At 61.0% G+C, this 25940-nt stretch carries 23 protein-coding genes and 1 tRNA gene; 5 read left to right on the top strand and 19 right to left on the bottom strand.

Translation table 11 applies throughout. The annotated features are described in order from the left end of the window. Window positions 1–167 precede the first annotated feature (167 nt). Window positions 168–851: a replication endonuclease gene (locus SSPSH_RS19960; RefSeq protein WP_084623709.1), complete on the top strand. Its 684-nt coding sequence runs from the start codon at window positions 168–170 to the stop codon at window positions 849–851. A gap of 224 nt (window positions 852–1075) precedes the next feature. Here the strand turns inward: SSPSH_RS19960 and SSPSH_RS16235 are convergent, their stop codons facing one another. From SSPSH_RS16235 to rpsU, 10 genes are all read right to left on the bottom strand, one after another. Beyond that, window positions 1076–2035 (bottom strand): hypothetical protein, encoded by a 960-nt coding sequence (locus SSPSH_RS16235; protein ID WP_006915187.1) that lies wholly within the window; start codon window positions 2033–2035, stop codon window positions 1076–1078. Between the two features lie 107 nt (window positions 2036–2142). Next, window positions 2143–2219: transfer RNA gene (locus SSPSH_RS16230), tRNA-Ile, on the bottom strand. Continuing rightward, window positions 2210–2749 carry a group I truncated hemoglobin gene (locus tag SSPSH_RS18150; protein ID WP_152522848.1) on the bottom strand — a complete coding sequence of 180 codons (540 nt, stop codon included), beginning with the start codon at window positions 2747–2749 and terminating at the stop codon, window positions 2210–2212. Before SSPSH_RS18150 ends, SSPSH_RS16230 begins: the two co-directional genes overlap by 10 nt. A gap of 1 nt (window position 2750) precedes the next feature. Then, a complete protein-coding gene (locus SSPSH_RS16220) occupies window positions 2751–3611 on the bottom strand; it encodes a DUF3034 family protein (RefSeq protein ID WP_006915184.1) in 861 nt (286 codons plus the stop codon). Beyond that, window positions 3608–5932: a putative bifunctional diguanylate cyclase/phosphodiesterase gene (locus tag SSPSH_RS16215; protein ID WP_006915183.1), complete on the bottom strand. Its 2325-nt coding sequence runs from the start codon at window positions 5930–5932 to the stop codon at window positions 3608–3610. Before SSPSH_RS16215 ends, SSPSH_RS16220 begins: the two co-directional genes overlap by 4 nt. Further along, entirely contained in the window at window positions 5929–6618 is a 690-nt protein-coding gene (locus SSPSH_RS16210; RefSeq protein ID WP_021031894.1) for a methylamine utilization protein, read from the bottom strand. The genes SSPSH_RS16215 and SSPSH_RS16210 overlap by 4 nt, the downstream gene beginning before the upstream one ends. A gap of 159 nt (window positions 6619–6777) precedes the next feature. Further along, window positions 6778–8646 carry an RNA polymerase sigma factor RpoD gene (rpoD, locus tag SSPSH_RS16205; RefSeq protein ID WP_006915181.1) on the bottom strand — a complete coding sequence of 623 codons (1869 nt, stop codon included), beginning with the start codon at window positions 8644–8646 and terminating at the stop codon, window positions 6778–6780. Window positions 8647–8700: 54 nt separating this feature from the next. Beyond that, window positions 8701–10464 carry a DNA primase gene (dnaG, locus tag SSPSH_RS16200; RefSeq protein ID WP_006915180.1) on the bottom strand — a complete coding sequence of 588 codons (1764 nt, stop codon included), beginning with the start codon at window positions 10462–10464 and terminating at the stop codon, window positions 8701–8703. Between the two features lie 120 nt (window positions 10465–10584). Further along, window positions 10585–11028 carry a GatB/YqeY domain-containing protein gene (locus SSPSH_RS16195; protein ID WP_006915179.1) on the bottom strand — a complete coding sequence of 148 codons (444 nt, stop codon included), beginning with the start codon at window positions 11026–11028 and terminating at the stop codon, window positions 10585–10587. A gap of 88 nt (window positions 11029–11116) precedes the next feature. Then, window positions 11117–11332, bottom strand: coding sequence for a 30S ribosomal protein S21 (gene rpsU, locus SSPSH_RS16190; protein ID WP_006915178.1), 216 nt, complete (start codon window positions 11330–11332; stop codon window positions 11117–11119). A gap of 81 nt (window positions 11333–11413) precedes the next feature. On the opposite strand from rpsU, the gene tsaD reads away from it, so the two are divergent. The 4 genes from tsaD to SSPSH_RS16170 all read left to right on the top strand — a co-directional run bounded on the left by tsaD (window position 11414) and on the right by SSPSH_RS16170 (window position 14409). Next, window positions 11414–12475 carry a tRNA (adenosine(37)-N6)-threonylcarbamoyltransferase complex transferase subunit TsaD gene (gene tsaD, locus SSPSH_RS16185; RefSeq protein ID WP_021031892.1) on the top strand — a complete coding sequence of 354 codons (1062 nt, stop codon included), beginning with the start codon at window positions 11414–11416 and terminating at the stop codon, window positions 12473–12475. 154 nt (window positions 12476–12629) lie between these two features. Then, window positions 12630–12986, top strand: coding sequence for a dihydroneopterin aldolase (gene folB / locus SSPSH_RS16180; protein ID WP_006915176.1), 357 nt, complete (start codon window positions 12630–12632; stop codon window positions 12984–12986). Further along, window positions 12983–13483 (top strand): 2-amino-4-hydroxy-6-hydroxymethyldihydropteridine diphosphokinase, encoded by a 501-nt coding sequence (gene folK / locus SSPSH_RS16175; protein ID WP_006915175.1) that lies wholly within the window; start codon window positions 12983–12985, stop codon window positions 13481–13483. Before folB ends, folK begins: the two co-directional genes overlap by 4 nt. A 119-nt stretch (window positions 13484–13602) precedes the next feature. Next, complete coding sequence (locus SSPSH_RS16170; RefSeq protein WP_040608465.1) at window positions 13603–14409, top strand: undecaprenyl-diphosphate phosphatase; 807 nt, start codon at window positions 13603–13605, stop codon at window positions 14407–14409. Window positions 14410–14431: 22 nt separating this feature from the next. Here SSPSH_RS16170 and SSPSH_RS16165 read toward each other — a convergent pair whose 3' ends face one another. The 9 genes from SSPSH_RS16165 to SSPSH_RS16125 all read right to left on the bottom strand — a co-directional run bounded on the left by SSPSH_RS16165 (window position 14432) and on the right by SSPSH_RS16125 (window position 25896). Next, window positions 14432–15655 (bottom strand): multifunctional CCA addition/repair protein, encoded by a 1224-nt coding sequence (locus SSPSH_RS16165; RefSeq protein WP_006915173.1) that lies wholly within the window; start codon window positions 15653–15655, stop codon window positions 14432–14434. 14 nt (window positions 15656–15669) lie between these two features. Beyond that, complete coding sequence (locus tag SSPSH_RS16160; RefSeq protein WP_040608463.1) at window positions 15670–17619, bottom strand: transglycosylase SLT domain-containing protein; 1950 nt, start codon at window positions 17617–17619, stop codon at window positions 15670–15672. 222 nt (window positions 17620–17841) lie between these two features. Further along, window positions 17842–18810, bottom strand: coding sequence for a hydrogen peroxide-inducible genes activator (locus SSPSH_RS16155; protein WP_006915171.1), 969 nt, complete (start codon window positions 18808–18810; stop codon window positions 17842–17844). Between the two features lie 29 nt (window positions 18811–18839). Next, a complete protein-coding gene (gene hemF, locus SSPSH_RS16150; protein ID WP_006915170.1) occupies window positions 18840–19763 on the bottom strand; it encodes an oxygen-dependent coproporphyrinogen oxidase in 924 nt (307 codons plus the stop codon). 1 nt (window position 19764) lies between these two features. Then, a complete protein-coding gene (locus SSPSH_RS16145; RefSeq protein ID WP_006915169.1) occupies window positions 19765–20367 on the bottom strand; it encodes an L-threonylcarbamoyladenylate synthase in 603 nt (200 codons plus the stop codon). A 31-nt stretch (window positions 20368–20398) separates the two neighbouring features. After that, the gene (locus tag SSPSH_RS16140; protein WP_006915168.1) at window positions 20399–22930 is read right to left on the bottom strand and encodes a DNA topoisomerase I; all 2532 of its coding nucleotides are present in this window, start codon (window positions 22928–22930) and stop codon (window positions 20399–20401) included. A 155-nt stretch (window positions 22931–23085) separates the two neighbouring features. Next, window positions 23086–23556: a Smg family protein gene (locus SSPSH_RS16135; RefSeq protein WP_006915167.1), complete on the bottom strand. Its 471-nt coding sequence runs from the start codon at window positions 23554–23556 to the stop codon at window positions 23086–23088. 49 nt (window positions 23557–23605) lie between these two features. After that, on the bottom strand, window positions 23606–24727 hold the full coding sequence (gene dprA / locus SSPSH_RS16130) for a DNA-processing protein DprA (RefSeq protein WP_006915166.1): 1122 nt from the start codon (window positions 24725–24727) through the stop codon (window positions 23606–23608). A gap of 29 nt (window positions 24728–24756) precedes the next feature. After that, window positions 24757–25896 (bottom strand): LysM peptidoglycan-binding domain-containing protein, encoded by a 1140-nt coding sequence (locus SSPSH_RS16125; protein WP_021031891.1) that lies wholly within the window; start codon window positions 25894–25896, stop codon window positions 24757–24759. Window positions 25897–25940 lie beyond the last annotated feature (44 nt).

The following is a 25940-nucleotide window of genomic DNA, read 5'->3' as shown; positions in this document are numbered from 1 at the left end:
ACAGAAAGAATGTTGCTTAATCCACTAGCGCGGACGCGCTGTTATGTTCTCCACAAATCGGTTGGACAACTTTGTGGATAAACCGGGCGTAGCGCCGATATCAGCGCTCCGACAGCGATGATGATTTGTTCACCAACTGGCGTGCGGCGCTCAGCTAAACGGTATCGATTTCGCCTATACGGCGCTGTACGGTCCGAGAAAGCTGGCAGCGATATGCGTTCGAACACGATGGCAATGAGCCTGGCGTAAACACGCATCTTTTCCGTATCGAAGCGATCGATCCTGAAAAAGGAACGGCGGTCGGATACATCGCCAAATATATATCGAAAAATATCGATGGGCACCGAATAGAAACGGACGAGTACGGAACGTCCGCGGAAAAGGCTGCTGAGCGAATAGAAGCCTGGGCAAGCGTATGGCGTATACGGCAGTTTCAACAGATCGGCGGGCCGCCGGTATCAGTATGGCGTGAGTTACGCCGTGCCGATGGCGCGCCAGAGGGGCTGCTTAGCGAGGCGTGTACCGCGGCGGACTCGGGCAATTGGGCCGACTTCGTAACGCTAATGCGCGGGCCACAAGTAACGCGCAAAGAGATTCCCGTGCGCTTAGCCAAAGTGTGGAGTGACGAGCCAGGACGATATGGAGAGCCGACGGGCTATTCAGTCTTTGGCGTAACTGCGGGCGCGATCACGCTCACTACTCGCGTCCACAAGTGGAGCATAGAGAAGAGGGGCGAGCGCGCAGACCGCGGCGAGTTAAACGAGTCCGCGGCCTGCGCGACCGCCCCAATGCATGCGCCTCAGTTTTCAGCGCACGAGGCGGCGAAGCCGCCCTTGGAGTTCTGTCAATAACTGTACGAGATGGTCGAGCAGGGCTGTGTAAACACAAAAAAGCTCAGCTAATAGAATAGTGGCGACGCAGAATCTTTAGATCGCTGTCGACATTCTTATTAACAGCATGAGCTGTCAGCTTTCGACTATGGTGTTTGTTTGTTTCTGAAAGCGTAACAACGCTTTTAACCGCAGGTGTGCTCTTGGTTTTTTTAACGCGGCTGCCATTCGATGCTCGGCGCGTTTTAATTGCACTCATCGGCTAGACTCCGTAATAACAACAGACTATGTTCTAAGCGTATTCGTACTTCGAACGTTTCTAATACCCAGCTATAAAACTCGCTGTGGTGTTTGCGGAAGTACTTTTTACGATCCGCCTTAATAGACACCACGTACGGGACTTTGTTGCTGCTGCCATCGATAATAGGGTAGCAAATTAGCGACCCCTCTTCATCTTCGTTCTCTACCTTTCTATAACGTCTAGAGCGGTCAGGTTTTTTAGCTTCGGCCGCGATGTCTTCTATGATGACCATGCGCCGCCGTTTGATCGCATGCATGACTGTGCTGTCCGGTTTTGCCAACTCCTCCGGCGTAGCTAGCGGTGGTTTGCTGTCGGGGTGGAAATGGAACCAGCTTTCAGGGGCGCCGTTTTCGCTCACGCTCACAATTGCTGTAGCAATATTAGTATCGTGTCGATCGATAGCGTCAAAGAAAGTCTGAATGCCAATATTCAGTAGCGCAATCTGCTGATCTGGCTGCGTTATATTCCTAAAGGTCGCTTCCGCCGAGAATTCGCTGCGCGGTTTCTTATAGCTGGTAGAGACGTACTCCCCAAAGCGTTTAGATTTGGACCCCACGATAGTCTCGAGCACTTCGAAGAGACGGAGAAGGTCTTTGATTTCTACACGTTCGCTGCCTTTTGCTAATCGATGAACGCCTGAAATTATCGCGTTTAAACCGATGACATAGAGGGCAACAATTACCGATGCTAAGAATGGGTTCTGGTTGACCCAGTTGTAGAGAGGTCGAATGGGGCGGTAAAGGCTGTCCGCTTTATCAACGCGTAGGGTGGCAAAAAATAACGCGCCGGGTATCGATTGGAGCGCGGGTATAATCACAAACCGCACCCACCATATCTCTATAACCTTTTGAGCTTTGTGCGCAATTTGCGCGATCCGGGTACGGCTTATTGTTATATTTTTCATGCGGTGGACTGCGAGAACACACCTGCATAATGTGCAGTGCGTGTCTACATTGCGTCTACATCTTTATTCGTCGTCAAATCTGAGCGCGGGTAAACTATTCAGAATAATGGTGGGCCCGGCAGGACTCGAACCTGCGACCAAGGGATTATGAGTCCCCTGCTCTAACCAACTGAGCTACAGGCCCCGTACATCGCGGGGAGCACTATATCGGGATAGTGGAAGGTCGCCAAGGATGAGTTGGCGTAGTTCGGGCGAGGGCGGCGCCGGTGCGTCGACGATCGCGCGTCGATCGCGCGCAAGACGCGCCAGTAAGCGATTTTGGGTTGCGGTGGGCAAACCGTGTTCTTCCATCGATAGCACAAGGTCTTCGACCAGCGCGTTGAAGTCGGCGCTGCTGATCTGTTGGCCGCGATGCGCGTTGAGCATGCTATCGCCGGTGTATTCACACGGCCCGTCCGCGATCACGCAGATATAGTCGGTCAGCATGCGATGCAGGCGATCGATATCCACGCGTCGGAAATCGCCGGCGATACGTTTGTCGCCGGCGACTGTCAGCAACAGTGTTTCGGTGAGTTCGGCGATGCCCTCGCGTTCGCCCAGTGCACGGTACAGGCTGCGATCGTGAGCCGGCATCGATTGACATGCGCTCAGGGTCAGCGCCACCACGACCGTGATTGGTGCCCAGGCAGCGCTTAAACGAAGTCTCGCGCCCATCCTAAAAGCCTGTCTGCAGCGATAGAAAATAGCCGGTCTGATCGTCGAACCCCGCAACCCGCCCTAGATCGACATAGGCGAGGGTAAAGGCAAGCGCCCGCGAGGGTACATAAACCAGATACAACGTTTTCCAATCGTCCTCGGTCACGCTATCGAGCTTGTCCGGTTTCTCGCGATACTCGGCCCCGATCAGCCAGCGACGGTTGAGGAAGAGCCCGGCGCCGAATTCGCCGACGAGTTCGTAACTGTTGTCATTGGCACTGCCGAAGCCGAGCAGACCGAGCTGGTTGGCACGGGTAGCGCGCGCGGTGGCATTGACGATGACGTTGCGGTTGGCAATCGCTGCAAGAAATACCTTGCTGGCAGCGAAATAGAAATCCACGCCGTGGTTGTCCACAGCGCCGAGCAGGGCCGGTACGCCGAAATCGGCGTTGTGGGTATATTGCATACCCACGCTGTATTGGCCGAATCGGTCGTATAGTGCTTCGCCTGCCAGGCGCAACTTGAGCCCAACGGTCTGCTGTCGGATGTCGATGGCGAGTGGTTTTACGTCCAACCGATTGTGAGCCACGGTAACGGCCAGCCGGTTGGCCCAGTTAAAGCCAACACTCAGCGTTTGCAGGTTGAAATCGTCGACACGTGCGGTCGAGGTCGACAAGTTGAGGGTGGATTCACTATCGCTGGCATAGCCGTTGAGCACAGCCCAGGTCGTGATGCCGCCGCCGGCTGTGCCGTTGACATTGGTCACACCGCCGGTTGCCCAAAGACGGCTGCCGTTCGCCTGAGCGATCGTGGCTACGGTGAGCAGCAGCGCGAACGCCCATGCTGGGTAATAGCGGTATCGGTTCGACACGCTATTCATTGTTGTGGCTGTGGGTCGCTTGCGTGGTTGAGCCAGCGTGCGCGATTGGCGTCATGTTCGCCGACCCAGGCAATCATGGCGTCTGCAGGCATCGGCCGGGACAGGAAATAGCCCTGCATGAGATCGGCACCGCGGTGCGTCAGATATCGCCAGGATGCTGCGTTCTCGATGCCTTCGGCGACCACTTCGAGCCCGAGCTTGTGGCCGAGATCGATAATCAGGTCGACGATGAACTGATCGGCCGGGGTTTCGGCGAGCCCGAACACAAAAGACTTGTCGATCTTGAGCTCGTCCGGCGCCAGGCGTTTGAGTTGGGCAAGTGACGAATAGCCGGTGCCGAAATCATCGACCGATATACGCGCACCGCGCGCCTGGAGCGCACGAAGATTCTGCAGGGCCGTCTGGGGATCGCGCAGTAACGCGCTTTCAGTGACTTCGAGCGTAATTTTCTCGCTGGTCCGGCATTGCTCCAATAGGGGAGCGAGCGTTGCCTCGAGTTCGCTCTGCGCGATCTCGTCTGCAGAGAGATTGATCGCGACGCCGATGGACAAGCCGTTGGCGTGCCAGTGCGCGAGATCACGACAGACTTGTTTGACGACCCACTCGGTAACGAGCCTAATTTGCCCCGAGCGTTCGGCCAACTGAATGAATTCGTCCGGGGAGATCGGTCCGAGGGTCGGGTGGTTCCAGCGGGCGAGCGCCTCGGCCTGTACGATCCGGGCGCTGGCAAGCGCCATCTTGGGCTGATACACGAGCGACATTTCGCCTTGCTCGATGCCTGGGACGATACCCTGGATGATAGTCAATTCGCGTTGATGCGCCTCGTCCATGCCGGGCTGGTATAGAAAAGTCGCGCAGCGACGCTGGCGTGACGCGTCCCGCGCGATAACGGTGCGCCGCCACGCAGATTCGATATCGTTCGCATGGTCGGGTACGCGAACGACGCCGATATCGAGCAACAGCTGGATCGACGTATGCTGAAGATACAGCGGCTGTTCCACCGGGGCGCGTATACGGTCGACCAGCGCGTCGATCTCGTCGTCGTCGGCGCTACATTCGATAAGTGCCAGAAAGTCGTTACCTTCAATCCGTCCCAGCGTGTGCGCCATGGTGCAGGCATTTTTGAGACGGCCGGCGACGGTTTTGAGTACCTCGTCGCCCAGCTTGTAGCCGAGCGCGCTGTTGATACGCGAAAAACCGTGTAACGCGAATCGTACGAGGGTAACTCGGGCGCCATCGTTCATCTGCCGGTAGAGCACGTCGCGAACGACGTTGCGGTTGGGCAGGCCGGTGAGCGCGTCGTGCGTAGCCTGGTGGCGGATACGGTTTTCGCGTTGTCGTACCGCGATCTGCATATCGTTGAGCGCATCGCTGAGCACATCGAATTCGCCGATGCCTTGGGCGCCCGGGGTCTCGTGGTATTGTCCAGCAGCGACCGACTCGGCGAATTCGCTGAGTTCGCGGACCGGTTGGCTCAGCCGGCGCGCCAGCGCGATCGCGACCAGTGCGCTGAAGCCGATGGTGACAACGAATACCAGGCTTAGGCTGCTTGCCAGATCGTAGTAGGGCGACAGTACTGTTTGTCTGGACAACGACAACGCTACGTCCAACTGGCGGCCGTCCGCATCGAACAGGGTATGTCGTTCGCTAAGAAACGCATCGCCTTCGAGCGACACATCGCCGTGCTGATTCTGTGGGCCAGTGGAGAATAATTCGCGCTCGCCTTCGTGCACGATGAAGTTGACGTTCACCCCGGTTACGCTGGCCACGTTGCGGGCAATATTGGCGTCGACGAGAAAACCCATACCGACCCAGGCGATAAGCCGCGGCGCATTCACCGGCGCGATGACGTACTGGTAGGGGCGTTCGTCGACCATTACCAGACCGCTGGCACGGCCCAGGCGCCGGGCCCGTTCGAGCACGTTATTGAATGGCTCGATACTCAGATCGGCGTCGGTACGCGGCACTTGCGTGGTCAGTTCGCCCGAGGGGGCCGCGAGGGTGGCCAGGTCAGCATGCGCGCGGTCGCCAAAGTTGCGCAGCACCGTACGCTGCGTGGGCTCGTCCTGGGTCGCGATCGCGGATTTGAACCCGTAATCCGAGGTCAGAATGCTGACCGTGGCCAGTAGCTGCTCGGCGCGTAGGTTGAGTACTCGGTCGAGCACCCGATTGGCGACCTGGAGGGTATCGTGCGCCTGGCTTACGCGTTGGTTATAAGTGCGATGCAGAATAGCGATCGTCACAGTAAGTTCGGCCAGTAGCACGAAACCGAGCAGCACGATCATGAGCTGGTTTCGGAACGTGCGCGGGCGCAGGGTCATTGGGCAATCCGATCGAATCGCTGTTGCAGGGACATGGATTCCTTTGGCGGCGACGCAGGCGGCGGTGATATATCGATATCGACAGGTATAAAGTTGATATCGGCCGCCGCGTGCCGAATTACACCCTTCTGGCCATGATTAAGCCATTCATGCCAAATATAGAGCTCGCGCGGTAAGGCGGGGACGTTTTCGAGTACAGCACGCCCGTCTTTGGCCGTGACAGCCATCCTGGGTGCATCGTTAACCACGATGAACGCATGCATCTTGTCGTGGATATTGCAGCCGAGCGCGATAACACCGGGTTGGTCGAACAGAATCGGCCGTTCCGGAAAGCCGACATACAGCTTGATATCGAACGTCTTGGCCTCGGAAAACGAGTAGACGTGGTGGCGCGTGTTGTCGTAATTGGGGAACAGCACGCTGGTATTCACGGGCACGGCCAATACGTGCGGGATGAACGTCATATCCCGCTGGCGCATTACTGCCGGTTCGGGATCCGGCTCAGCCGGGGCTGCATTGGGCCACCGCACCGCAACGACGGCATTGCCAAGCGGGCGGCCCTGGGGATCGGTTACGCGCACGGTGAGATCTGCGGCCCAGCCGGGCTGCACGGCAAGCATCCATAGCCATATTCCGACCGCAAGCCGCCGGCCCGTGTCTCGACTGTCGACCCCCATCACAGCCATGCGTCTCCCGCAGATCGATGGCATGAACGGCAGAGTTGCCGGTCACGCTCATCCGCTTGCGGCTTGCAGATGCAATTTCGCCGCAAGCGAGATACTAATTGTCGGTCTAACGTGTGAGCGCACCGTTCATATTCGAACGGCGCGCTCACACGATCGATCCTATTCGTCCAGAAAGCTCTTCAGGAAAGTTGCCCGCGAGGGGTGGCGCAGCTTGCGCAGTGCCTTCGCTTCGATCTGACGGATACGTTCGCGGGTTACATCGAACTGTTTGCCGACTTCTTCGAGCGTATGGTCGGTGTTCATGTCGATGCCGAAGCGCATGCGCAGCACTTTGGCCTCGCGCGGCGTGAGGCTGGCCAGCGTGTTGTGGGTTGCTTCGCGCAGCGATTCGCCCGAGGCGGAGTCGTCCGGCGCAACCGCGTTGACGTCCTCGATGAAATCGCCCAGGTGCGAATCCTCGTCGTCGCCGATGGGCGTTTCCATCGAGATCGGTTCCTTCGCGATCTTGAGGACCTTGCGCACCTTGTCCTCGGGCATTTCCATACGCTCGGCCAGCTCTTCAGGGGTGGCTTCGCGGCCCATTTCCTGCAGCATCTGCCGGCTGATGCGGTTGAGCTTGTTGATCGTTTCGATCATGTGCACCGGAATACGGATGGTGCGTGCCTGATCGGCGATCGAACGGGTGATGGCCTGGCGAATCCACCAGGTGGCATAGGTGGAGAACTTGTAGCCGCGGCGATATTCGAACTTGTCCACCGCCTTCATCAGGCCGATGTTGCCTTCCTGGATGAGGTCCAGGAACTGCAGGCCGCGATTGGTGTATTTCTTCGCGATCGAGATCACCAGACGCAGGTTGGCCTCGACCATTTCCTTCTTGGCGCGACGAGCCTTGGCCTCGCCAATCGACATCTTGCGGTTGATTTCCTTGATGTGATTGACGTTAAGGCCGTTCTCGCTCTCGATTTCGCGAATGCGACCCTGTGCCCGAACCAGCTCCTCGCGGCGGCCGGCAATCGTCGACGAATAACGGCGTTTCGCCCGGATCAGCTTGTCGAGCCAGACTTCGCTGGTGAGATTGTCCGGCAGCTGGCGTACGAAATCGCGCCGCGGCATGCCGGCTTCGGTTACACAGATCTGCAGCATTTCACGTTCGATGCTGCGGATATCCAGCATCGTGGTGCGCAGCTGCAGAGTCAGGTCGTCTGCGGTCTTGGGCACCAGCTTGAAGCGCATGAAATGCGTGGCCAGCGCGTTGAGCGCTTCTTCCGTGGCCTCGTGTTCGCGGCCATGCTTGTCGAGCGTGGCAACGGCGGCTTCATGCAGGCTCTTGAGCTTGTCGAACTGGGCCTTGGCTTCTTCCGGGTCGGGGCCGTCGTTCGACGGCGCCGAGCCTTCGTCGTCGTCGTTATCGCTGTCGGCGGCTTCGTCTTCGTTGACTATCGGGTCGCCGGTGTCGGGATCGACAAAGCCGACCAGCACGTCGGTCAAGCGTTTGTCATCGGACTCCACCTGGCTCCAAAGCTCGAGCAGGCGGCCCGTTGTGGCCGGGAAATAAGCCAGCGAGAACATCATCTCGGCCAGGCCTTCTTCAATACGCTTGGCGATCCGGATCTCGCCCTGGCGGTCGAGCAGTTCGACCGTGCCCATTTCGCGCATATACATGCGCACCGGATCGGTGGTGCGACCGAATTGCGGATCCAGCGCGGCCAGTGTTGCCGCGGCTTCCTCCGCATCGTCGTCATCGTCTTCGTTGACGGTGTTTTCGTTCATCAGCAAGCTGTCATCTTCCGGTGCGGATTCGTGCACCGTGATGCCCATGTCGCTGATCATGTTGACGATATCTTCGATCTGTTCAGGATCGACGATATCGTCTGGCAGCGTATCGTTGACCTCGGCATAGGTCAGATAACCTTTCTGCTTGCCGTGGGCAATCAATAGACGAAGCTGCGATTTCTTGTCTTTGCTCATGTGCTTTTGCTGCGTATGTTGGGCTCGTGGGGCGTGGCGAACGCTGCGATAACCGGCCATGGTAACAAGTCGTGCGGCTGACGGCGACTTCGAGGCCCGGCGGCAGGCATTGTTCTAACCGGTTTGTTGACGATAACGTCTGAGCTGCTGATGTATCTGCTGCAACTCGGTGGCGGCCGCTGCATCCAGCGGGCCGCGATTTTGTTGGGCGACCAGTTCATCGTAACGCCGGCGAAGTGACGCCAGCGATGCGGTATTCGAACCCAGTCGTGCAACGGTTTCATCGAACTCCTGCGCCCGGCTTTCGGCATCACCTGGCGGCGTCGTTGCTGCCAGTTCCTGTAGCCGGTCGAAAAACCGGTGTTCGCGGTAGCGTTCCAGCCACTGCGATACCGATACGTTTGGGGTTTGTGCGAAAAACTCAATCGCTTCGGCAAGAATCGTTGCGCCCGGTGTGTCGGCCTCGCGTAGGGCCGCGCTATCGCGCACACGCTCGGCGAGTGCGCTATCGGCAAATAAAAGGCTCAGGGCGCGGCTCACCGGCGTCACTCTAGTCTTCTGTTGTGTAGAGCCTTTATCGACCGCTGCGCTCGACGTTGAAGGCGTACGGGCATACATCGTGCGCAAATCGTCTGCGGGCAGGCGCGCCAGCTGTGCCAGTTCGCCGATCAGTTCGGCCCGAAACGCCTCCGGCGGCAGGGCGTTCACGTAGGGGCGGGCCTTTTCGATCAAGGTGGCCCGGCCGTCGGGTGAATCCAGTGACAGGCCGTCGGTCAGAGCCTCCATCAACACGGCGGATGCAGGCCGCGCGGCATCGATTGCGGCCTGGAATCGTTGGGTACCATCCTCGCCTCGTACCATTGAATCAGGGTCCTCGCCTTCGGGCACGAACAGAAAGCGCACGCGCCGCGCGCCGCGCATCACCGGCAGGCTCTGGTCGAGCGCTTTGCGTGCCGCGCGTACGCCGGCGGCATCGCCATCAAAACAGAACACCACTTCTTCCGTATGTCGAAACAGCGTGGTCAGATGCGAGGCCGTGGTCGCTGTGCCGAGCGTGGCCACGGCGTTGGCAAAACCGTGCTGGGCGAGGGCGATTACGTCCATATAGCCTTCCACGACCAGCAACCGTGGCAGATCGCGCATGGCCTGACGGGCTTCGAACAGCCCGTACATATGGTCGGACTTGTGAAAGAGTGGCGTTTCCGGCGAGTTCAGGTACTTCGCCTTGTCGTCGCCGAGCGTGCGCCCACCGAAAGCGATCGTACGGCCACGCGTATCGCGGATCGGAAACATCAGCCGATTGCGGAACCGGTCGAAAAAACCGCCGCCGTCGCGCTCGATAAGAAGGCCCGCGCGAGCCCCCGACGCGCTATCGCGAAGCTGGCGCGTCAGGGCATCCCAGCTGTCGGGCGCAAAGCCCAAACCGTACTGTTTGGCCATCGCGCCGGACACGCCGCGCGTTTTAAGATAATCGATCACATCCGGATTGCGGCGCAGCTGGGTCTGATAAAAGCGATCGGCCAGGTTCATCGCATCGAAGAGCGGATCGCGCGGCGGACCACTCGGTGCCTGCGTCTGCGCATCTTCGGGGATTTCCAGCCCGGCGTTCTGGGCCAGAACGTCGACCGCGTCACGAAACTCCAGGCGGTCGTATTCCATGAGGAAGCTGATCGCCGTACCGTGGGCGCCGCAGCCGAAGCAATAGTAGAACTGCTTTGTCGGCGAGACGGTGAAGGAGGGCGTTTTTTCATCGTGAAAGGGGCAGCAGGCCGCATAGTCCGTGCCGGACTTCTTCAGCGGCACGCGCGCGTCGACGAGCGACACGATATCCGTGCGGTCGAGTAGCTGATCTATGAAGTCCTGAGGGATGCGCGCCATGGCAGGCCAGACCTCCGCTGATCCCGGTAATGATACGACGTCCGCCGAGGCGCGAATGTAACGCCTCAGCGGTTGTCTGCCACGCAGATGTCGTCTTCACGACGACCCATTCGTGCGTTATTACTGCAGCCGGGCCTTGAGCCGTTGGCTGACCACGGCCATGTCGGCCTGACCTTGCAGCCGTGGTTTGAGCACGCCCATGACCTTGCCCATGTCGCGCATCGATTCCGCCTGGCTTTCGGCAATCGCATTTTCGATCGCCTGATCGATCTCGGCCTCGGAGAGCTGGGTCGGCAGATAATTTTCGAGCACCGCGATCTCGGCGGCTTCGGCATCAGCCAGTTCCGGTCGGTTGGCGTCGCGGTATTGTTGCTCTGCATCGCGGCGTTGTTTGACCATCTTCTCGACCACGGCCAATACGTCGCCATCGGCGAGTTCTTCGCGATCATCCACTTCGCGCTGTTTGACCGCGGCCATGAGCATGCGGATGACGGCAAGGCGTTCCTTGTCGCGCGTGCGCATGGCGGATTTCATGTCGTCCTGTAGCTGGGCTTTGAGACTCAAGCGCGTTCTCCTGTCGAAATAGCGTCCTTACAACGAAAAACAGCGGCTCTGGGGCCGCTGTTTCGTGCGTCGGTATTGAAAGCCGTAATCAGTACTGGCGCGTAAAACGCTGCTGTTCGCGCTGGAGCTTTTTGGCATGGCGCTTGACCGCGGCAGCGCGCTTGCGCTTGCGGGTCTGGCAGGGCTTCTCAAAAAACTCGCGACGGCGTACTTCAGTTACAACGCCCGCTTTTTCGCAGCTGCGTTTGAAGCGACGCAGGGCGACTTCGAACGGTTCGTTTTCTTTGACGCGTACGCTAGGCATTGAGCAATCACTCTCCGGAAGAATCTGCGGTTTATTGATCCAGCCATGGGCATGATTCGGCCCGACAGCTAGAATAAGGCGATGAAGTCTAATACCTGCACGCGCGCTTTGCAAAGAAAAAACGTCATCCTCGGCATCGAGAGTTCCTGCGACGAGAGCGCCGCGGCCATTTACGACAGCGAGCGGGGGCTGCTCGCCCACGCGTTGCACAGCCAGGTGGCGCTGCACGCTGACTACGGCGGCGTGGTACCGGAGCTGGCGTCGCGAGATCATATTCGCAAGCTCATGCCATTGATTGAACAGGTCAGTGCCGAGGCGGGTGCGCCACAACTCACCGGTATCGCGTATACGCGCGGCCCGGGTCTGGTAGGCGCGCTTCTGGTCGGCGCGTCCGTCGCGGCGGGGTTGGGCATGAGTCGTGGCCTGCCCGTGTTGGGTGTGCATCATATGGAAGGCCACCTTTTATCGCCTCTGCTCGAAAAACGAGCCCCGGCGTTTCCTTTTGTGGCCTTGCTGGTTTCCGGCGGCCATACGTTGCTGGTTCAGGTCGAAGGCGTGGGCCGGTATCGCATGCTCGGGGAGAGTCTCGACGATGCAGTGGGCGAGGCGTTCGACAAGTGCGCCAAGATGCTTGCGCTGGGTTACCCGGGCGGTCCGGCGCTGGCGGCACTCGCGCAGGCAGGGCGGCGGGATGCCTACGACTTCCCGCGGCCGATGCTCAAACGCCCGGGTCTGGATTTCTCATTCTCCGGGCTCAAGACGGCGGTGATGCTGGCTGTAAAGGGCGCGCCGGATACGCGCCAGGCGCACGCCGATATTGCGGCAAGCTTCGAGCAGGCGGTCGTGGATACACTGGTCGCCAAATGTGCGCGTGCGCTCAAACAGACCGGCCTGGGGCGATTGGTGGTAGCCGGCGGGGTAGGTGCCAACCGTCACCTTCGCGCCGCGCTGACCCAGTGCGGCGCGCGCGACGGATTCGAGCTGTATTTCCCGCAGTCACAATTTTGTACGGACAACGCTGCCATGATCGCGCTGGTGGGGAGTCTGCGTGCCGACGAGATGCGAACCGGGATCGCGCCGGCGGACGCTGTGGCCCGCTGGCCCCTGGATACGCTCGAAGTACCGCAGGCTGTCGGCGTATAGAGGCATAGGTGCGTCCGTCTGGATTGACCGTGCGTAGGCTGAATGCATTGGTCGTGACTCGGCGGCAGGACATGTCTGGCGGGTGATAGATTGCGGCACGTTGACGGAAAGCCGCCGCGCTTCGGGCGCGGCAAACCAGGGTTCAGGAGGCGGTTTGGACACGATCTTCATCGAACAGCTCGCGGTAGATGCCGTGATCGGCGTCTACGACTGGGAACGAGAGATAACCCAGCGGCTGTTCATCGATCTTGATATCGGCTTTACGATCCGCGACGCGGCGGCTGACGACGACGTCGATCAGACGCTGGATTACCAGGCCGTGGCCGAGCGGGTGCAGGAATTCGTGGCGGCCAGCCGCTACCGGCTCATCGAAACACTGGCCGAAGAGATTGCCCGTTTGCTGATCGCCGATTTCGACGTGCTCGAGGTGGGGGTACGTGTGAGCAAGCCGGGCGCGCTGCCCCAGGCTGCCAACGTCGGCGTACGCGTTACCCGTTCTCGCGAGGTATGACATTAGCGGTCGTTGGTATTGGCAGCAATGTATCGCCGCATGCCCATATTGCGCTCGCGTTGGATGTGCTCGAACAGAGTTTTGGGACGTTGTGGCGATCTTCGGTCTATCGCTGCCCGCCGGTCGGGATGCGGGGGGCGGATTTTCTGAATCTCGTGGCCGCTTTCGATACCGCGGCCTGTCTTGCCGATATCTGTGTACAGCTGCGCGATATCGAAGCGGCCTGCGGACGCGATCGCGCCCATACGCATACACCGCCATGTATCGATATCGATCTTCTGTTGTTTGGCGACGTGGTGCGCGAAAGCGATCCGGTATTGCCGCGTGCGGATATCCTCGACCAGGCGTTTGTGCTGGGCCCGCTAGCCGAAATCATGCCGCAGGCGCGCCATCCTGTATGCGGCACCTGCTATGCCGATCTTTGGGGACAGATGGCGGCGCAATCGAGCACGCTCGAACCGGTGCAGTTGCAGACAGATGCGCCCTTGTCGCCATGACCACGAGACCGCAACGAAAACGTAACGCGTCCTGCTGGATGCTCGCGCTATAGTGCGCGCTGCTTGCGGCCGATAGGGCCAAATACGCAGCCGATTATTTCTTTCTTTCGGGCGAGTCTATGGAGTGGTATCAGATGGTGGTGCTTGCGATCGTGCAAGGCATCACCGAGTTTCTGCCGATTTCGAGCTCGGCGCATCTCATCCTGGTGCCGCATTTTCTGGGCTGGCCGGACCAGGGGCTGGGTTTCGATCTGGCCATGCATCTCGGCACGTTAGTGGCAGTACTGGTCTATTTTCGCCACGACATGGTTCGGCTGTGGCACGCCTGGGTCGAATCGATAACTGCCGGCCGTCGTGACGGTGAAGTCGTCATGGCCTGGGGGCTGCTGCTTGCCACCGTGCCGGCCATCATATTCGGTCTTTTCCTCGGCTTGATCGGGGAATCGATGCTGCGCGTACCGGGTGTGATCGCGACCACGAGTATCGTGTTCGGGCTGGCTCTTGGATGGGTGGACTGGCGTGCGCCGTGTACACGCGAGCCGGACCAGATCGGCTGGCGTGCCTATCTGGCGATCGGGTTCGCGCAGGCCATCGCGCTGATTCCCGGCGCGTCGCGCTCCGGCATGACCATACTCGGTGCCCGTGCCTGCGGACTCAATCGCCAGGCCGCAGCGCGCGTTGCGTTCTATCTCGCGATTCCAATCACCACGGCGGCCATTGCTTTCGAAACCGTGTTGTTGATCCAGACGCCGACAGCCGACGCCTGGGGCGCAATGGCCATGGCCGCGGTGCTGGCCGGCATCAGCGCATTTGCCGCGATCCATTATTTCCTGCGCATGCTGCAATCGGTCGGCATGATGCCGTTCGTGGTCTATCGCGTGATTCTGGGCATCGCGCTGTTCGCGATTTTCGGCTGGAACGGTTAATGCCGTTAGGGCAGCGTACTCGTTAGCGGCGTCCGATCGCTTCGGCGATCGCGTTTATACGCTCGCGATGCAATGCCTCACCGATCTGCGGACCTTTAAGGCCTGAAGCGGCGAGCCGACCTGCATCGATGGCACGCGCGGCCTCGAACGCTGCGCGCGCGGTTGCCGGCTGGTCGTACTGTCGTTTTTCGAAGCCCAGCCGGCCGCGCACATCGGCGATACATACAGCGATGAGGATCTCGAGACGTTCCGGCCGGCGAAAGGCATCGATGCCTTCGAATACCTCGAGCATGGTGGCCGGACGCAGTTCGTGCATGCGGTGGATATGCGTATGCCAGCGCGTGACGATAGCGGCGGTCTCGCGTACGGCCTTGGGCACGCTCAGGCGGTTGCTGCAGTTATCGGCAAGAGGCACACCGGCGGCTTCGTGGCCATGATGGCCCGGCAGAATATGCGGCGGTGTGCTCGCCTTGCCGTAGTCGTGGCACAGCGCCGCATAGCGCGCGGCGAGCGAATCGCCAGCGGCCGCCGTCTGGCCGAGTACCAACAGCGTATGCACGCCCGAGTCGATCTCGGGGTGATGACGAATCGGCTGAATCACGCCGAACAGATTGTCGAGTTCCGGGAAAAGACGCGATAGGGCACCGCATTCGCGTAACAGATAGAAGAATAGCTGTGGCTCATCGTGCATGAGCGCGCGTTCGGTTTCGGCCCACACCCGTTCGGGCACCAGATGATCGACTTCGCCTGAAGCCACCATGTCGCGCAACAGCGCCATCGTTTCGTCGGCCACGCGAAAGCCCAGGGGCGCAAAGCGCGCGTAATAGCGCGCCAGGCGCAACAGGCGCACCGGGTCTTCGACGAAGGCCGGTGAGACGTGGCGCAATACGCGCGCTTCGAGATCGGACCGACCGCCGCATGGATCAATCAGCGTGCCATCGTCGGCGCGGGCGATCGCGTTGATGGTCAGATCGCGACGGACGAGATCGTCTTCGAGGCTGACATCGGCGCCGGTATGGAATACGAAGCCATGGTAGCCGCGCCCGCTTTTGCGTTCGGTACGAGCAAGCGCATGCTCTTCATGGGTTTCGGGATCAAGAAATACGGGGAAGTCGCGTCCGACCGGCCGATAGCCGGCGGCCACCATATCTTCGGGTTGAGCGCCGACTACCACCCAGTCGCGATCGGACACCGGTAAACCGAGCCATTCGTCCCGCAGTGCGCCGCCGACCAGATAACGTTGCATATTTCGTTCCCGGGCTAACGGCTAGCGGTTTGGTCGCCGTAGCTCGGTTTGATCTCGTCGATGCGTTTGTCGAGCGGCACAATGTTCTCGTTCAGCCGGGCCTGGAAGACGGTCATATGCGACATCGCCCGCTGCACGTAGTTGCGGGTCTCGGTATAGGGAATGTTCGCAATCCAGATCGTCGGATCCATATCGTCGTCGGGCAGCCAGCGCTGGATACGCTGCGGCCCGGCGTTATAGCTTGCACTCGCCATGGCAATATTGCCGTCCCAGCGATCGAGCATCTGAGCCAGATAGCCCGTGCCGAGCTGGATATTGATTTCAGGGATTGTCAGCGCGCTGCTCGAGGGGGATGTTGCGTCCATACGACGGGCTACCAGCCGGGCAGTGCCCGGCAACAGTTGCATCAGGCCGACGGCGCCCGCCGAGGAACGGATGGCCGGCTGGAACAGCGATTCGGTTCGCATGATGGCGAACACATAGGCCGGGTCGAGATCGTTGTCGTCGGCGAACTGACGTACCGCATCGCTGTAGGGCGTGGGGTAGCGAATATCCAGGTCGTCCCAGTAGTCGGCTTTCACCAGTGTAATGATCGCGCGTGAATGCCAGTTCCATTCATGGGCGATACGTGCAGCCTGGGCGAGCGCCGCCTGATCCAGACCGTCGATGACCGCGTTCCATTCGAGCCCGGCGGCATGCTCCATGCCGAGGGCGCGCAGTTCGTAGGCGCGATCGAGCGCGGCTCGCGACTCAACGCGTGCCCGTGCGGGGCGGTCCACGACCAGGGGCTGTTCGTTGAGGCTGTAGTCCTGATCGAGCGCGTCGGCGGCAAGATAGCCGTGGTAGCTGCGTTCCTGAGCCAGCGGCGTGTAAAGCGTACGCGCCTGTTGGGTGCGGCCCATGGCTTCGAGTGCCCGCGCATGCCAGTAGCGCCATTCTTCCTCGTCGGCGATGGCGGGCGGCAGATCGTTGATGGCGTCCACGACCAGCGGCCATCGCTCGTGATAGATCGCGGCACGAATTTCCCAGCCAAGCGCGTGCTCGTCGTCGTTCATACGCGCATGATCCATACGTGCGAACCACACCAGCGCCTGGGATTTTTGAGACTGGGCGTAGAGCAGGGCGAGCTGGCGCTTCATGTCGTGGCGCTGGGCTTCGTCGAGCTGCAGGCGTTCGGCCAGGGGCGTGAACAAGTCGGCCGCACGGTCGAGATCACGTAGCGCGTAGCGTTTGAATGCGTAGACCGCGATATCGCCGTCGAGGCCGGCCGACGCGTAGTGCAGGTTTGCAGGCGTTTCCGCAACATCAAGCCACTGGTCGACGCGTGCGCGCCGGTTCGCCGGCAGCTGGCGTGCCAGATAGCGGGTGAGGCCGAACTGGCCTGCCAGCACGGCCAGGCGTGCGCGCTCTAGAACTTCGTCCGCACCAAGTAGGCCCTGCGCTTCAAGCCAGCCGAATACAGGGTCGCAGGCATCGGGCTGACTGCGGCCAACGCGCCAGAGATCGAGCGCGGCGGCACGCGGATTGCCGCCCATCTGAATACGGGCGTTAACGGCGCGACAGGTCGCAGTCGAGCCGTCGCTGTCTTTCGTGTTGGCCAGTAGCATCGACCAGCGATCGCGCCGGGCCAGTGTCGGGAGCCAGTTGCGGCGCAGGCTTTCGGCCGGCGGAAGGTCCGGGTGGGCGGATATGAACGACTGGATCTGGGTGTCGAGCGCGGCGTTGGCATCGGTATCGAGCCGGTAGCGCAGTTCAGCAGCACTCAGATAATTGTAGAGCGGGTAAGTTTGTAGCTGCGCACGTAGGTCCGAGCGGTCGTCCAGACGGCCTTGCTGGGCGGCCGCGAGCGCATCGCGAAATACCGCGCGCTGGGCGGCATCGGCGGCGAGGCTGGTGCCGGCATACAGCAGCAGTATGGCCATGAAAAACAGGCGCATGGCGATCTTGGCGTTGGGGCTATTCACAGCGCCGAGTGTAACTCACGCTGGCCGGCGCGGCGGACGTGTTTTTGTTGACGCGGTATGAAAACAGCTGGCCAGTCGGGTTAATAAAACGAATGCGCGCTGCACGTATGCGTGGCGGGCGTTAGCCGTGAAGCCTTGTTCGAATGAAAGACGGACATGTGCCGGCCTTCATGGGGCGAGGCGTTGAAAACAGTGGCCATAGTCAGCTGTGCTGGTGCCGGATTAAAAGCTTTCAGCGAACGTGTCGTCGTCGACGTTGACCGCGACTTCTTCTGGCAACAGCGTGACGCCGCTGGGGTCGCATTGCATGACGGCATCGTGCAGGGCCGTGATGGCCCGTGGTCGCGGAAAGCTCTTGCGCCAGGCAATGGCAATACGGCGCATGGGCGCATCGCCGGCGAACGGTCGAGTCTCCAACAGGCGTGACTCTTCCGACAGGCCTGGAATCGACGAACGGGGCAATACGGTCACGCCGAGGCCGCTGGCTACCATGTGGCGAATCGTTTCCAGACTGGAGCCGGAATGCGGCTGGCGTTCGCGTTCGCGATCCCGACAGTCTTCGCAAAGCGCCAGTACCTGATCGCGAAAGCAGTGGCCGGGCCCGAGCAACAGCAGATCTTCCTCGGCGAGTTCGTTGGCATCGATCTCGTCGCGGTGGGCCCAGCGATGCGTCTGTGGCATGACGACGACGAAGGATTCGTCATAGAGCGGCCAAGTGGAAAAGCCGCCGACATCGTAGGGCATGGCCACGATCACGGCATCGAGCTCGTTGTTGCGTAACTGCTGGGTGAGTGCGCCGGTGAAGTTCTCTTCGATAATCAGCGGCATATCGGGCGTGCTTTCGCGCAGCGCCGGGATCAGGTGCGGCAATAGATACGGGCCGACCGTATAAATCACGCCCAGACGCAGGGCGCCCTTGAGCTCGTCACGGCCCTGTTCGGCTACGGTTTCCAAGGCGCTGACTTCGCCCAGAATACGATAGGCCTGTTCGATGATGCGGCGGCCGATCGGCGTGACCCGGGCCTCCCCGCGATTGCGTTCGAATACGGTGACACCGAGCTCGCCTTCGAGCTTCTTGACCGCGACCGACAGGGTCGGCTGGCTCACAAAAGCGCGTTTGGCGGCCCGGCCGAAGTGGCGCTCCTTGTCGAGCGCGATCAGATACCGCAGTTCGGTAAGCGTGATATGCATCGGGTGGTGAATCTCATCCTTCGGTCGGCTCAAGTCGCGCCGAGCCAGTCACGAGGCTTGAGAAAGTCCTCGTAGAGCGTGGCTTCGGGGCTGCCGGGTACGGGCGTGTACCCATATTGCCACGATGCCAGTGGCGGCATCGACATCAGGATGGATTCGGTACGCCCGCGCGATTGCAGGCCGAATAGCGTGCCGCGGTCGTAAACCAGATTGAACTCGACGTAGCGCCCACGCCGATAGAGCTGGAAGTCGCGCTCGCGCTCGCCGTAATCGTGCTCGCGCCGGCGCTCGATGATCGGCGCATAGGCATCGATAAACGCCTGGCCGACGCTACGCACGAAGGCAAAGCTGTCTTCGAAGCCAAGCTCATCGAAATCGTCGAAGAACAGCCCGCCGACGCCGCGTGTCTCGTCGCGATGGGGCAGATAGAAGTAGTCGTCGCACCAGGCCTTGAAGCGGCCGTAGAGTTCGTCGCCGAAAGGCGCACAGGCATCGCGCGCTGCTTCATGCCAGGCCACCGCATCGGCTTCGAACGGATAGTAAGGCGTCAAATCGAAGCCGCCGCCAAACCACCACACCGGGTCTTCGCCTTCTTTTTCGGCAACGAAGAAACGCACGTTGGCGTGGGCCGTGGGGGCATAGGGATTGCGGGGGTGGATGACCACCGACACACCTGTGGCAATAAACGAGCGACCGGCGAGTTCCGGCCGGCGCGCGGATGCCGAGGCCGGCAGGTTGTCGCCGGTCACGCGGGAGAAATTCACGCCGGCGCGCTCGAATGTTTCACCGTCGGCGAGCACGCGGGTATCGCCGCCGCCGCCGGCCGGTCGCTGCCAGGCGTCGATATGAAAATCGAGCGTGGGCTCGAACACGCTCAGGCGATCGCAGATATGGTCCTGCAGCTCGCGAAACCAGGTGATTACGCGATCGGCATCGATTCCGGCGTGACTCATCTCAGCGGCCTCGCAGCGTCTCGCCGCTGCGGGCGTCGCGAATCGTGCTGGGGCGCCCCGGCGTATCGGGCGTGCCGCCAAGGATCATGTCGACAAGCGTACGCCGATGCGTACCCAGCCGTGCACGTGCTTGCCAGGTACTGCGTACCGGCGGGCGCGCGCTTATGTTTGCACTGGTTGAAACCAGCGCGCCGCCGAATGCCCGGCATAGCGCAGCGCTGTCGGCGTGGGCGGTCTGGCGCAGGGCAATGCTATCGTGGGCTCCGGTGAGCCACCAGGGCGTGTTGTCTGCCGCGGGCAGCAACCAGGTTATGGCGGCGGGCCAGCTTTCAGTGGCCCGTGCCCAGGCCTGATCGGCGTCGCTTGCAACGAAGGGTTCGAGCTGCGTGCTATCGGCCCCAATGACAATCAGGCCGCGCTCGATATCGCGTTGCTTGAGCGTGAGCAGGCGCAGCACGGCCGCCGGATCCAGCGGATCGCAGGCCAGACCCCACACGCCTTCCGTGGCATGGGCGACCACGCCGCCCGCATGAAGAATACGGGCGGCATGGCGCAGGCGGTGGGCGCTGACATGCGCGCCTGCACGGTTCGAATCTGTAGTCATAGACGCTCGGTCGAGTCAGGCGTGTGCGTAATCAGGCGTCGCCCTTGTTGGCGCTGTCGGCCGATTTTGTGCTCGATTTGGCCGGCGCCTTCTTGGCCGTGCTGCGTTTGGCCGTGGTCTTCTTGGCGGCCGCGGCCTTGGTTGTGCTCTTGGCCTTGGACGTACTCTTGGCCGCCGTGGTTTTTTTCGCAGCGGTGCTCTTGGTTGTCTTGGCTGTCGACTTCGCGCTGGTTTTTGCGGTGTCTTTCTTGGCCGCGCCTTTACGGCCGCGCTTTTTCTTCTCGGGCGCCTTGGCGATGATCTCCTGACACTGTTCCAGGGTCAGATCGGCCGGCTCCTGGTCCTTGGGCACGCTGGCGTTCTTTTTGCCGTCGGTGATATAGACACCAAAGGGGCCGTGCTGGACCTTGATGCCTTCGGCTTCGAAGTGCTTGATCAGTTTCTTGGCGTCGGCCTCTTTCTTCGCGGCGACCACTTCCAGCGCACGTTCCTTGGTCACCGTGTAGGGATCGTCTTCCTTGAGCGAGGCGAACTTCTTGCCGTAACGCACATAGGGGCCGAAGCGACCGACGTTGACGATCATTTCCTCGCCTTCCGGCGTTTCCCCGAGATCGCGCGGCAGGTTGAACAGATACAGCGCCTCGTCGAGGGTGATCTTGTCCATGTCCTGGCCTTTGCGCAGGCCGGCGAACTTGGGTTTTTCTTCGTCGTCCTTGCTGCCGATCTGCACGAACGGGCCGAAGCGGCCGATGCGCACGATCACCGGTTTGCCGGATTTCGGATCGGTACCGAGTTCCCGGGCCTGGGCGACTTCTTCGCGCGAGAGATCTTGCTTGGACTCGATCTGCTCGGAGAAGCGATCCCAGAATTCCCTGAGCAACGGTTGCCATTTCTCCTCGCCACGCGAGACCGCATCCAGCCGGTCTTCCAGATTGGCGGTGAACTTGTAGTCCACATAGCGGGTGAAATGGTCGGTCAGGAACTTGTTGACGATCTTGCCCAGCGGCGTCGGCATGAACGCTTTGCCATCCATTTCGACGTACTCGCGATCCTGCAGCGTCGAGATGATTGAGGCATAGGTCGATGGCCGGCCGATATCGTATTCCTCGAGCGTTTTCACCAGCGCGGCTTCGGTAAAGCGCGGCGGCGGCTCGGTGAAATGCTGAGTCGGGATGATCTCGGCGAGCTTGAGCAGCTCGTTTTCTTCCAGGTGCGGCAGGCGCTTATCGGCGTCGTCGTCGCCCTTGTCGTCGTCCTTACCTTCCTTGTAAACCGAAAGAAAGCCCGGCTCGCGCAGGGTTCGGCCCGAGGCCCGGAAGAGGTGCTTCGCGTCGTCGCCAGCGGCGAGATCGGCCGAGACCGTATCGAACAGGGCATGCATCATCTGGCTGGCGACAGTGCGCTGCCAGATCAACTCGTACAGGCGCGCCTGATCGCTGGTCAGGTTGGATTTGATTTCGTCCGGGATACGCGCGCTCTCGGTCGGCCGGATGGCCTCATGCGCTTCCTGGGCGTTCTTCGATTTGGTCTTGAAGGTACGCGGCGCGTCGGGCAGGTTCTTGTCGCCATAGCGCTTGCCGATCATCGAACGCAGTTCGTTGACCGCATCCGCGGCCAGACTGACCGAGTCGGTCCGCATATAGGTGATCAGACCGGTCGCCTCGGCGCCGTCGATCGATACGCCTTCATACAGGCTTTGTGCCGTGCGCATGGTGCGCTTGGCCGTAAACCCAAGCTTGCGTGCGGCCTCCTGTTGCAGCGTGGAGGTCGTGAACGGCGGCGCCGGATTACGCTTGCGCTGTTTGCGATCGACCTTGACCACGCGCAGCTGGCCTTGCGCGGCCTTGGTGAGCGTTTCCAGGGCGGCATCAGCGCTGCCCTGGTTGTTGACCGTGAACTGCTCGACCTTTTCGCCGTCGAGCTGCGACAAGCGTGCAGAAAACGGCTGTGCGTCCTTTTCGACCTGGGCTTCGATCTTCCAGTATTCCTGGGGGATGAAGGCTTCAATCTCGGCATCGCGCTCGCAGATCAGGCGCAGCGCCGGTGACTGCACACGCCCGGCCGACAGCCCACGCTGAACCTTGCGCCAGAGCAGCGGTGAAAGATTGAAGCCCACCAGATAATCGAGCGCCCGCCGAGCCTGCTGGGCATTAACCAGATCGTCGGAGATTTCACGCGGATTGGCGACCGCGGAGCCGACCGCTTTCTTGGTGATTTCGTGGAAAACCACGCGGGCGACGTGCTTGTCTTCGAGCAGACCGCGTTCGCGTAGCAGTTCGAGCAGGTGCCAGGCAATGGCTTCGCCTTCGCGATCCGGGTCAGTCGCCAGCAGCAGGGCATCCGACTTCTTCAGCGAGCGGGCAATCTTGTCGACCTGCTTCGCGTTGCGATCGATGATGTCGTAGCGCATCGCAAAGTCGTGCTCGGTATCAACCGCGCCCTCCTTGGGCACGAGATCGCGCACATGGCCGTACGAGGCCAGGACCTCATAGTCCTTGCCGAGATATTTTTCGATCGTCCGGGCCTTGGCCGGCGATTCCACGATGACGAGATTACGACTCATCGATTCACGCTATATTTGGGATTGAGGCCTGCACTTACGCGCAGGGCGCTGCACACTAGCATAGCCTTTGAAGCATGCGCGACCGAGGCACGTCAACCGCGTCGGCCGGCGCATGACGAGCCTGCGAGCGGCCGAAGCGCAGGGCAGGGAGTTCGCTAGTGACTCGCCCCGGGCGATTCGGCGTGGATCATCGCTTCCATGCGGGCATAGGCCTGATCCTGACCGCTCGAGGACAGGACCATCATCACAACCCATTTAAGCTGTTCGATCTCGGCGCCTTCAAAAGCGTCTTCGGCCAGGGCCATCATCCGATCGATCACAATCTCTCGGGCGGTGGCACTGAGCACGCCGGCCTGCTGCAATTGGGCGAGATAGCCGCGGCATTCGGCATCGAGCACATGCATTTCGCGCTCGGCATACACCCGGATAGCGTCGTCGCTGGGCGTTTCGGCCATTGACTGGCCGGCGGGGTCGGTTGCGCGAATCCAGGCGAAGGCATCGTCGATCTCATCATCGAAGAAACCGGCGTCGCCCAGGTCGTCGCGTACGCTGGACAGGTGCTCGGCATCCGCCAGCGAGAAGTTCTCGAACAGATAGAGCAACACGTCGAGCAGGTTTTCGTTCATCGGCGCAGATCCGTCGTAGGTGAACCGTGGCGCTCAGCCATGCCCGCGTTCAGGACACTGCCCGGGTATAGGCGCCGCCCGGGCCCGCCTGTACGCGGCCTTCCAGTTCCAGGATGAGCAGAGTGGATGATACCGCATCTGCCGACCAGCCCGTGCGAGCGACCAGATCGTCGACCCGAGCCGGGCCGTGGCCGAGCGCGGCGAGAAGCGTGGCGTGGTCGTCGCTTTCGATAGTTGACGCGGCGGCGGACTCAACGTCTTCGTGTTCATGATCAGACGTATAGGCGTGTTGCCTGCGGTAGCCGTCGAGTACGCCGGCGATGTCTTCAAGTATGTGGTCGGTGGTTTCGACGAGCTTGGCACCATCGCGAATGAGTTGGTGGCAGCCGCGTGCCAGCGGGTTGTGGATCGAGCCGGGCAGAGCGAAGACATCGCGTCCGGCGGCGCTCGCCATTCGCGCGGTGATGAGCGAACCGGAGGCGCGTGCGGCCTCGACCACGAGTGTGGCGGTGCACAGCCCGGCAATAATACGGTTGCGTCGCGGAAAGTTGCCACGTGCCGGCTCGGTGCCGAGTCCGAATTCCGAGAGCAGCAGGCCGTTGGCGGCAATGCGCTCGGCCAGCTCCTTATGCATGGCGGGATACACGCGATCCAGGCCGGTGCCGCAGACCGCGATCGTCATGCCGTCGGCAGCAAGCGCGCCTTCGTGGGCTGCGGCATCGATACCACGTGCCAGGCCCGACACCACGACCAGCCCCGCTGAGGCAAGCGCAGAGCCGAATTCACGCGCGGCTTCGAGTCCCGCGGGGCTGGGGTTGCGACTGCCCACGATCGCAATCGCCGGATAGTTGAGAAGCTCGGTATCGCCGAGCCCGTAGAGCCAGGGCGGGGCCGGGTCGAGCTCGGCGAGCGCGCTTGAGTAATGACGATGGTCGCGGGTGATGAAATGATGATTCGGCGCTTCGAGCCAACGCTCGGTTTCATCGAGACGCGCGTTATCGCTGGCGGCGAGCGCTGCACAGGCCGCGCGGGGCACCCCGAGTTCGCGCCACGCACGTTCGCCGGCCGCCAAGGCGCGCTCGGCCGTGCCGAAGTGCTGGATCAAGCGGCTACCGAGCGTGGCGCCGATGCCCGGCGTACAAGCCATTTGCAGCTCGGCGTGCGGCATCATGGCACGGCCTGTCGCACCATCGGCACGTCTTAACGTGCCGGCGTGCGTACGAAATCTTCGATATGCACCGCACGTTCGGCGCGCATGATCACCGCAAAGCTGACCTGTTCGTCGGTCTTGAACACCAGCAGCTGACCCGATTTGAGTTCGGGCAGGCGAACCTGGCCACCCTTGACCGGATCGAGCACGACACGGCCGGCCTCGAAGATATCGAGCACGTGGCCGCGTTCGACACCGTCCGTACTGCCCAAACTCAGGGTTACAACCTGATACTGGCCGATGGCGGAGACGCCGTCATACACGGAGATGATGCGGCCTTCGATCGCACGATCGGGGGCGTGCGGATAGAAGTCGCGTACCAGGTCTTCGGTTTCCATAGGCAGCAATCGGTCGGCGACCAGGGCCTCACGATAACTTTTGGTGATTTCGGCTTTCGCGACCGGGCCGTATTCGGTGATTTGTATTTCGCCGACCGGTACGGCCTGCTGGCCGAGAATTTCGCCAGTATCGGGATCCTTGTAGGGGCCGGCATCGCGTACGAGGCTGTAACGATCGGCATCGTGACCCTGGCCGTCGACGCCGCGAACATAGCTGACGGTGCCTTTTCCGCCGACGAGATGCTCGTCGATAAAAGACACGATATAAGGCGCCTCGGCCAGTTCTTCCTGGCTGACCAGCCGCGGCCCGGTGATGAAGGCCCGGATTGCATCCAGCGGAATGGTCGCGACCGACTCGAGCGAACTTTCGCGTACCCGGGGTGAAAGCACTTTGGTGCCGGCCCGGCGAAGCTGGAAATTGCCGTCGGCGTCGCGGGTAAGAATCAGCACGTCGCCCGGATAGATGAGATGCGGATTGGCAATATCCGGGTTTGCATACCAGAGCTGGGGCCAATACCACGGGTCGCGCAGGTAATACCCGGCGATATCCCAGAGCGTATCGCCCTTCTTGACCACGTAGCGCAACGGCGCATCCGCACGCAATTGGCTGGACACGGTGTTCTCGCGCACCACGGGCGCTGCGCGTTCAGGCAGCGGCGTCGCCGGGGCTGCCGGCGCGAGTTCGGGCTCGGCCTGCTGATGGGCGCAACCGCTCGCGGCGATCGCCATGACCAGGGTCAAACCCGTGCCGGCGTACTTCATGGCCTGTTTCAAATCGTTATACTCTCGCATCCAGGACGCGCCCCCAATTTATAGCGCTTGAACGGGCCATGCCG

Source organism: Salinisphaera shabanensis E1L3A (assembly GCF_000215955.2).
Classification (GTDB): domain Bacteria; phylum Pseudomonadota; class Gammaproteobacteria; order Nevskiales; family Salinisphaeraceae; genus Salinisphaera; species Salinisphaera shabanensis.
Note: the sequence above shows the minus strand (reverse complement) of the source record. Positions and strands in the feature narration are given on the sequence as shown.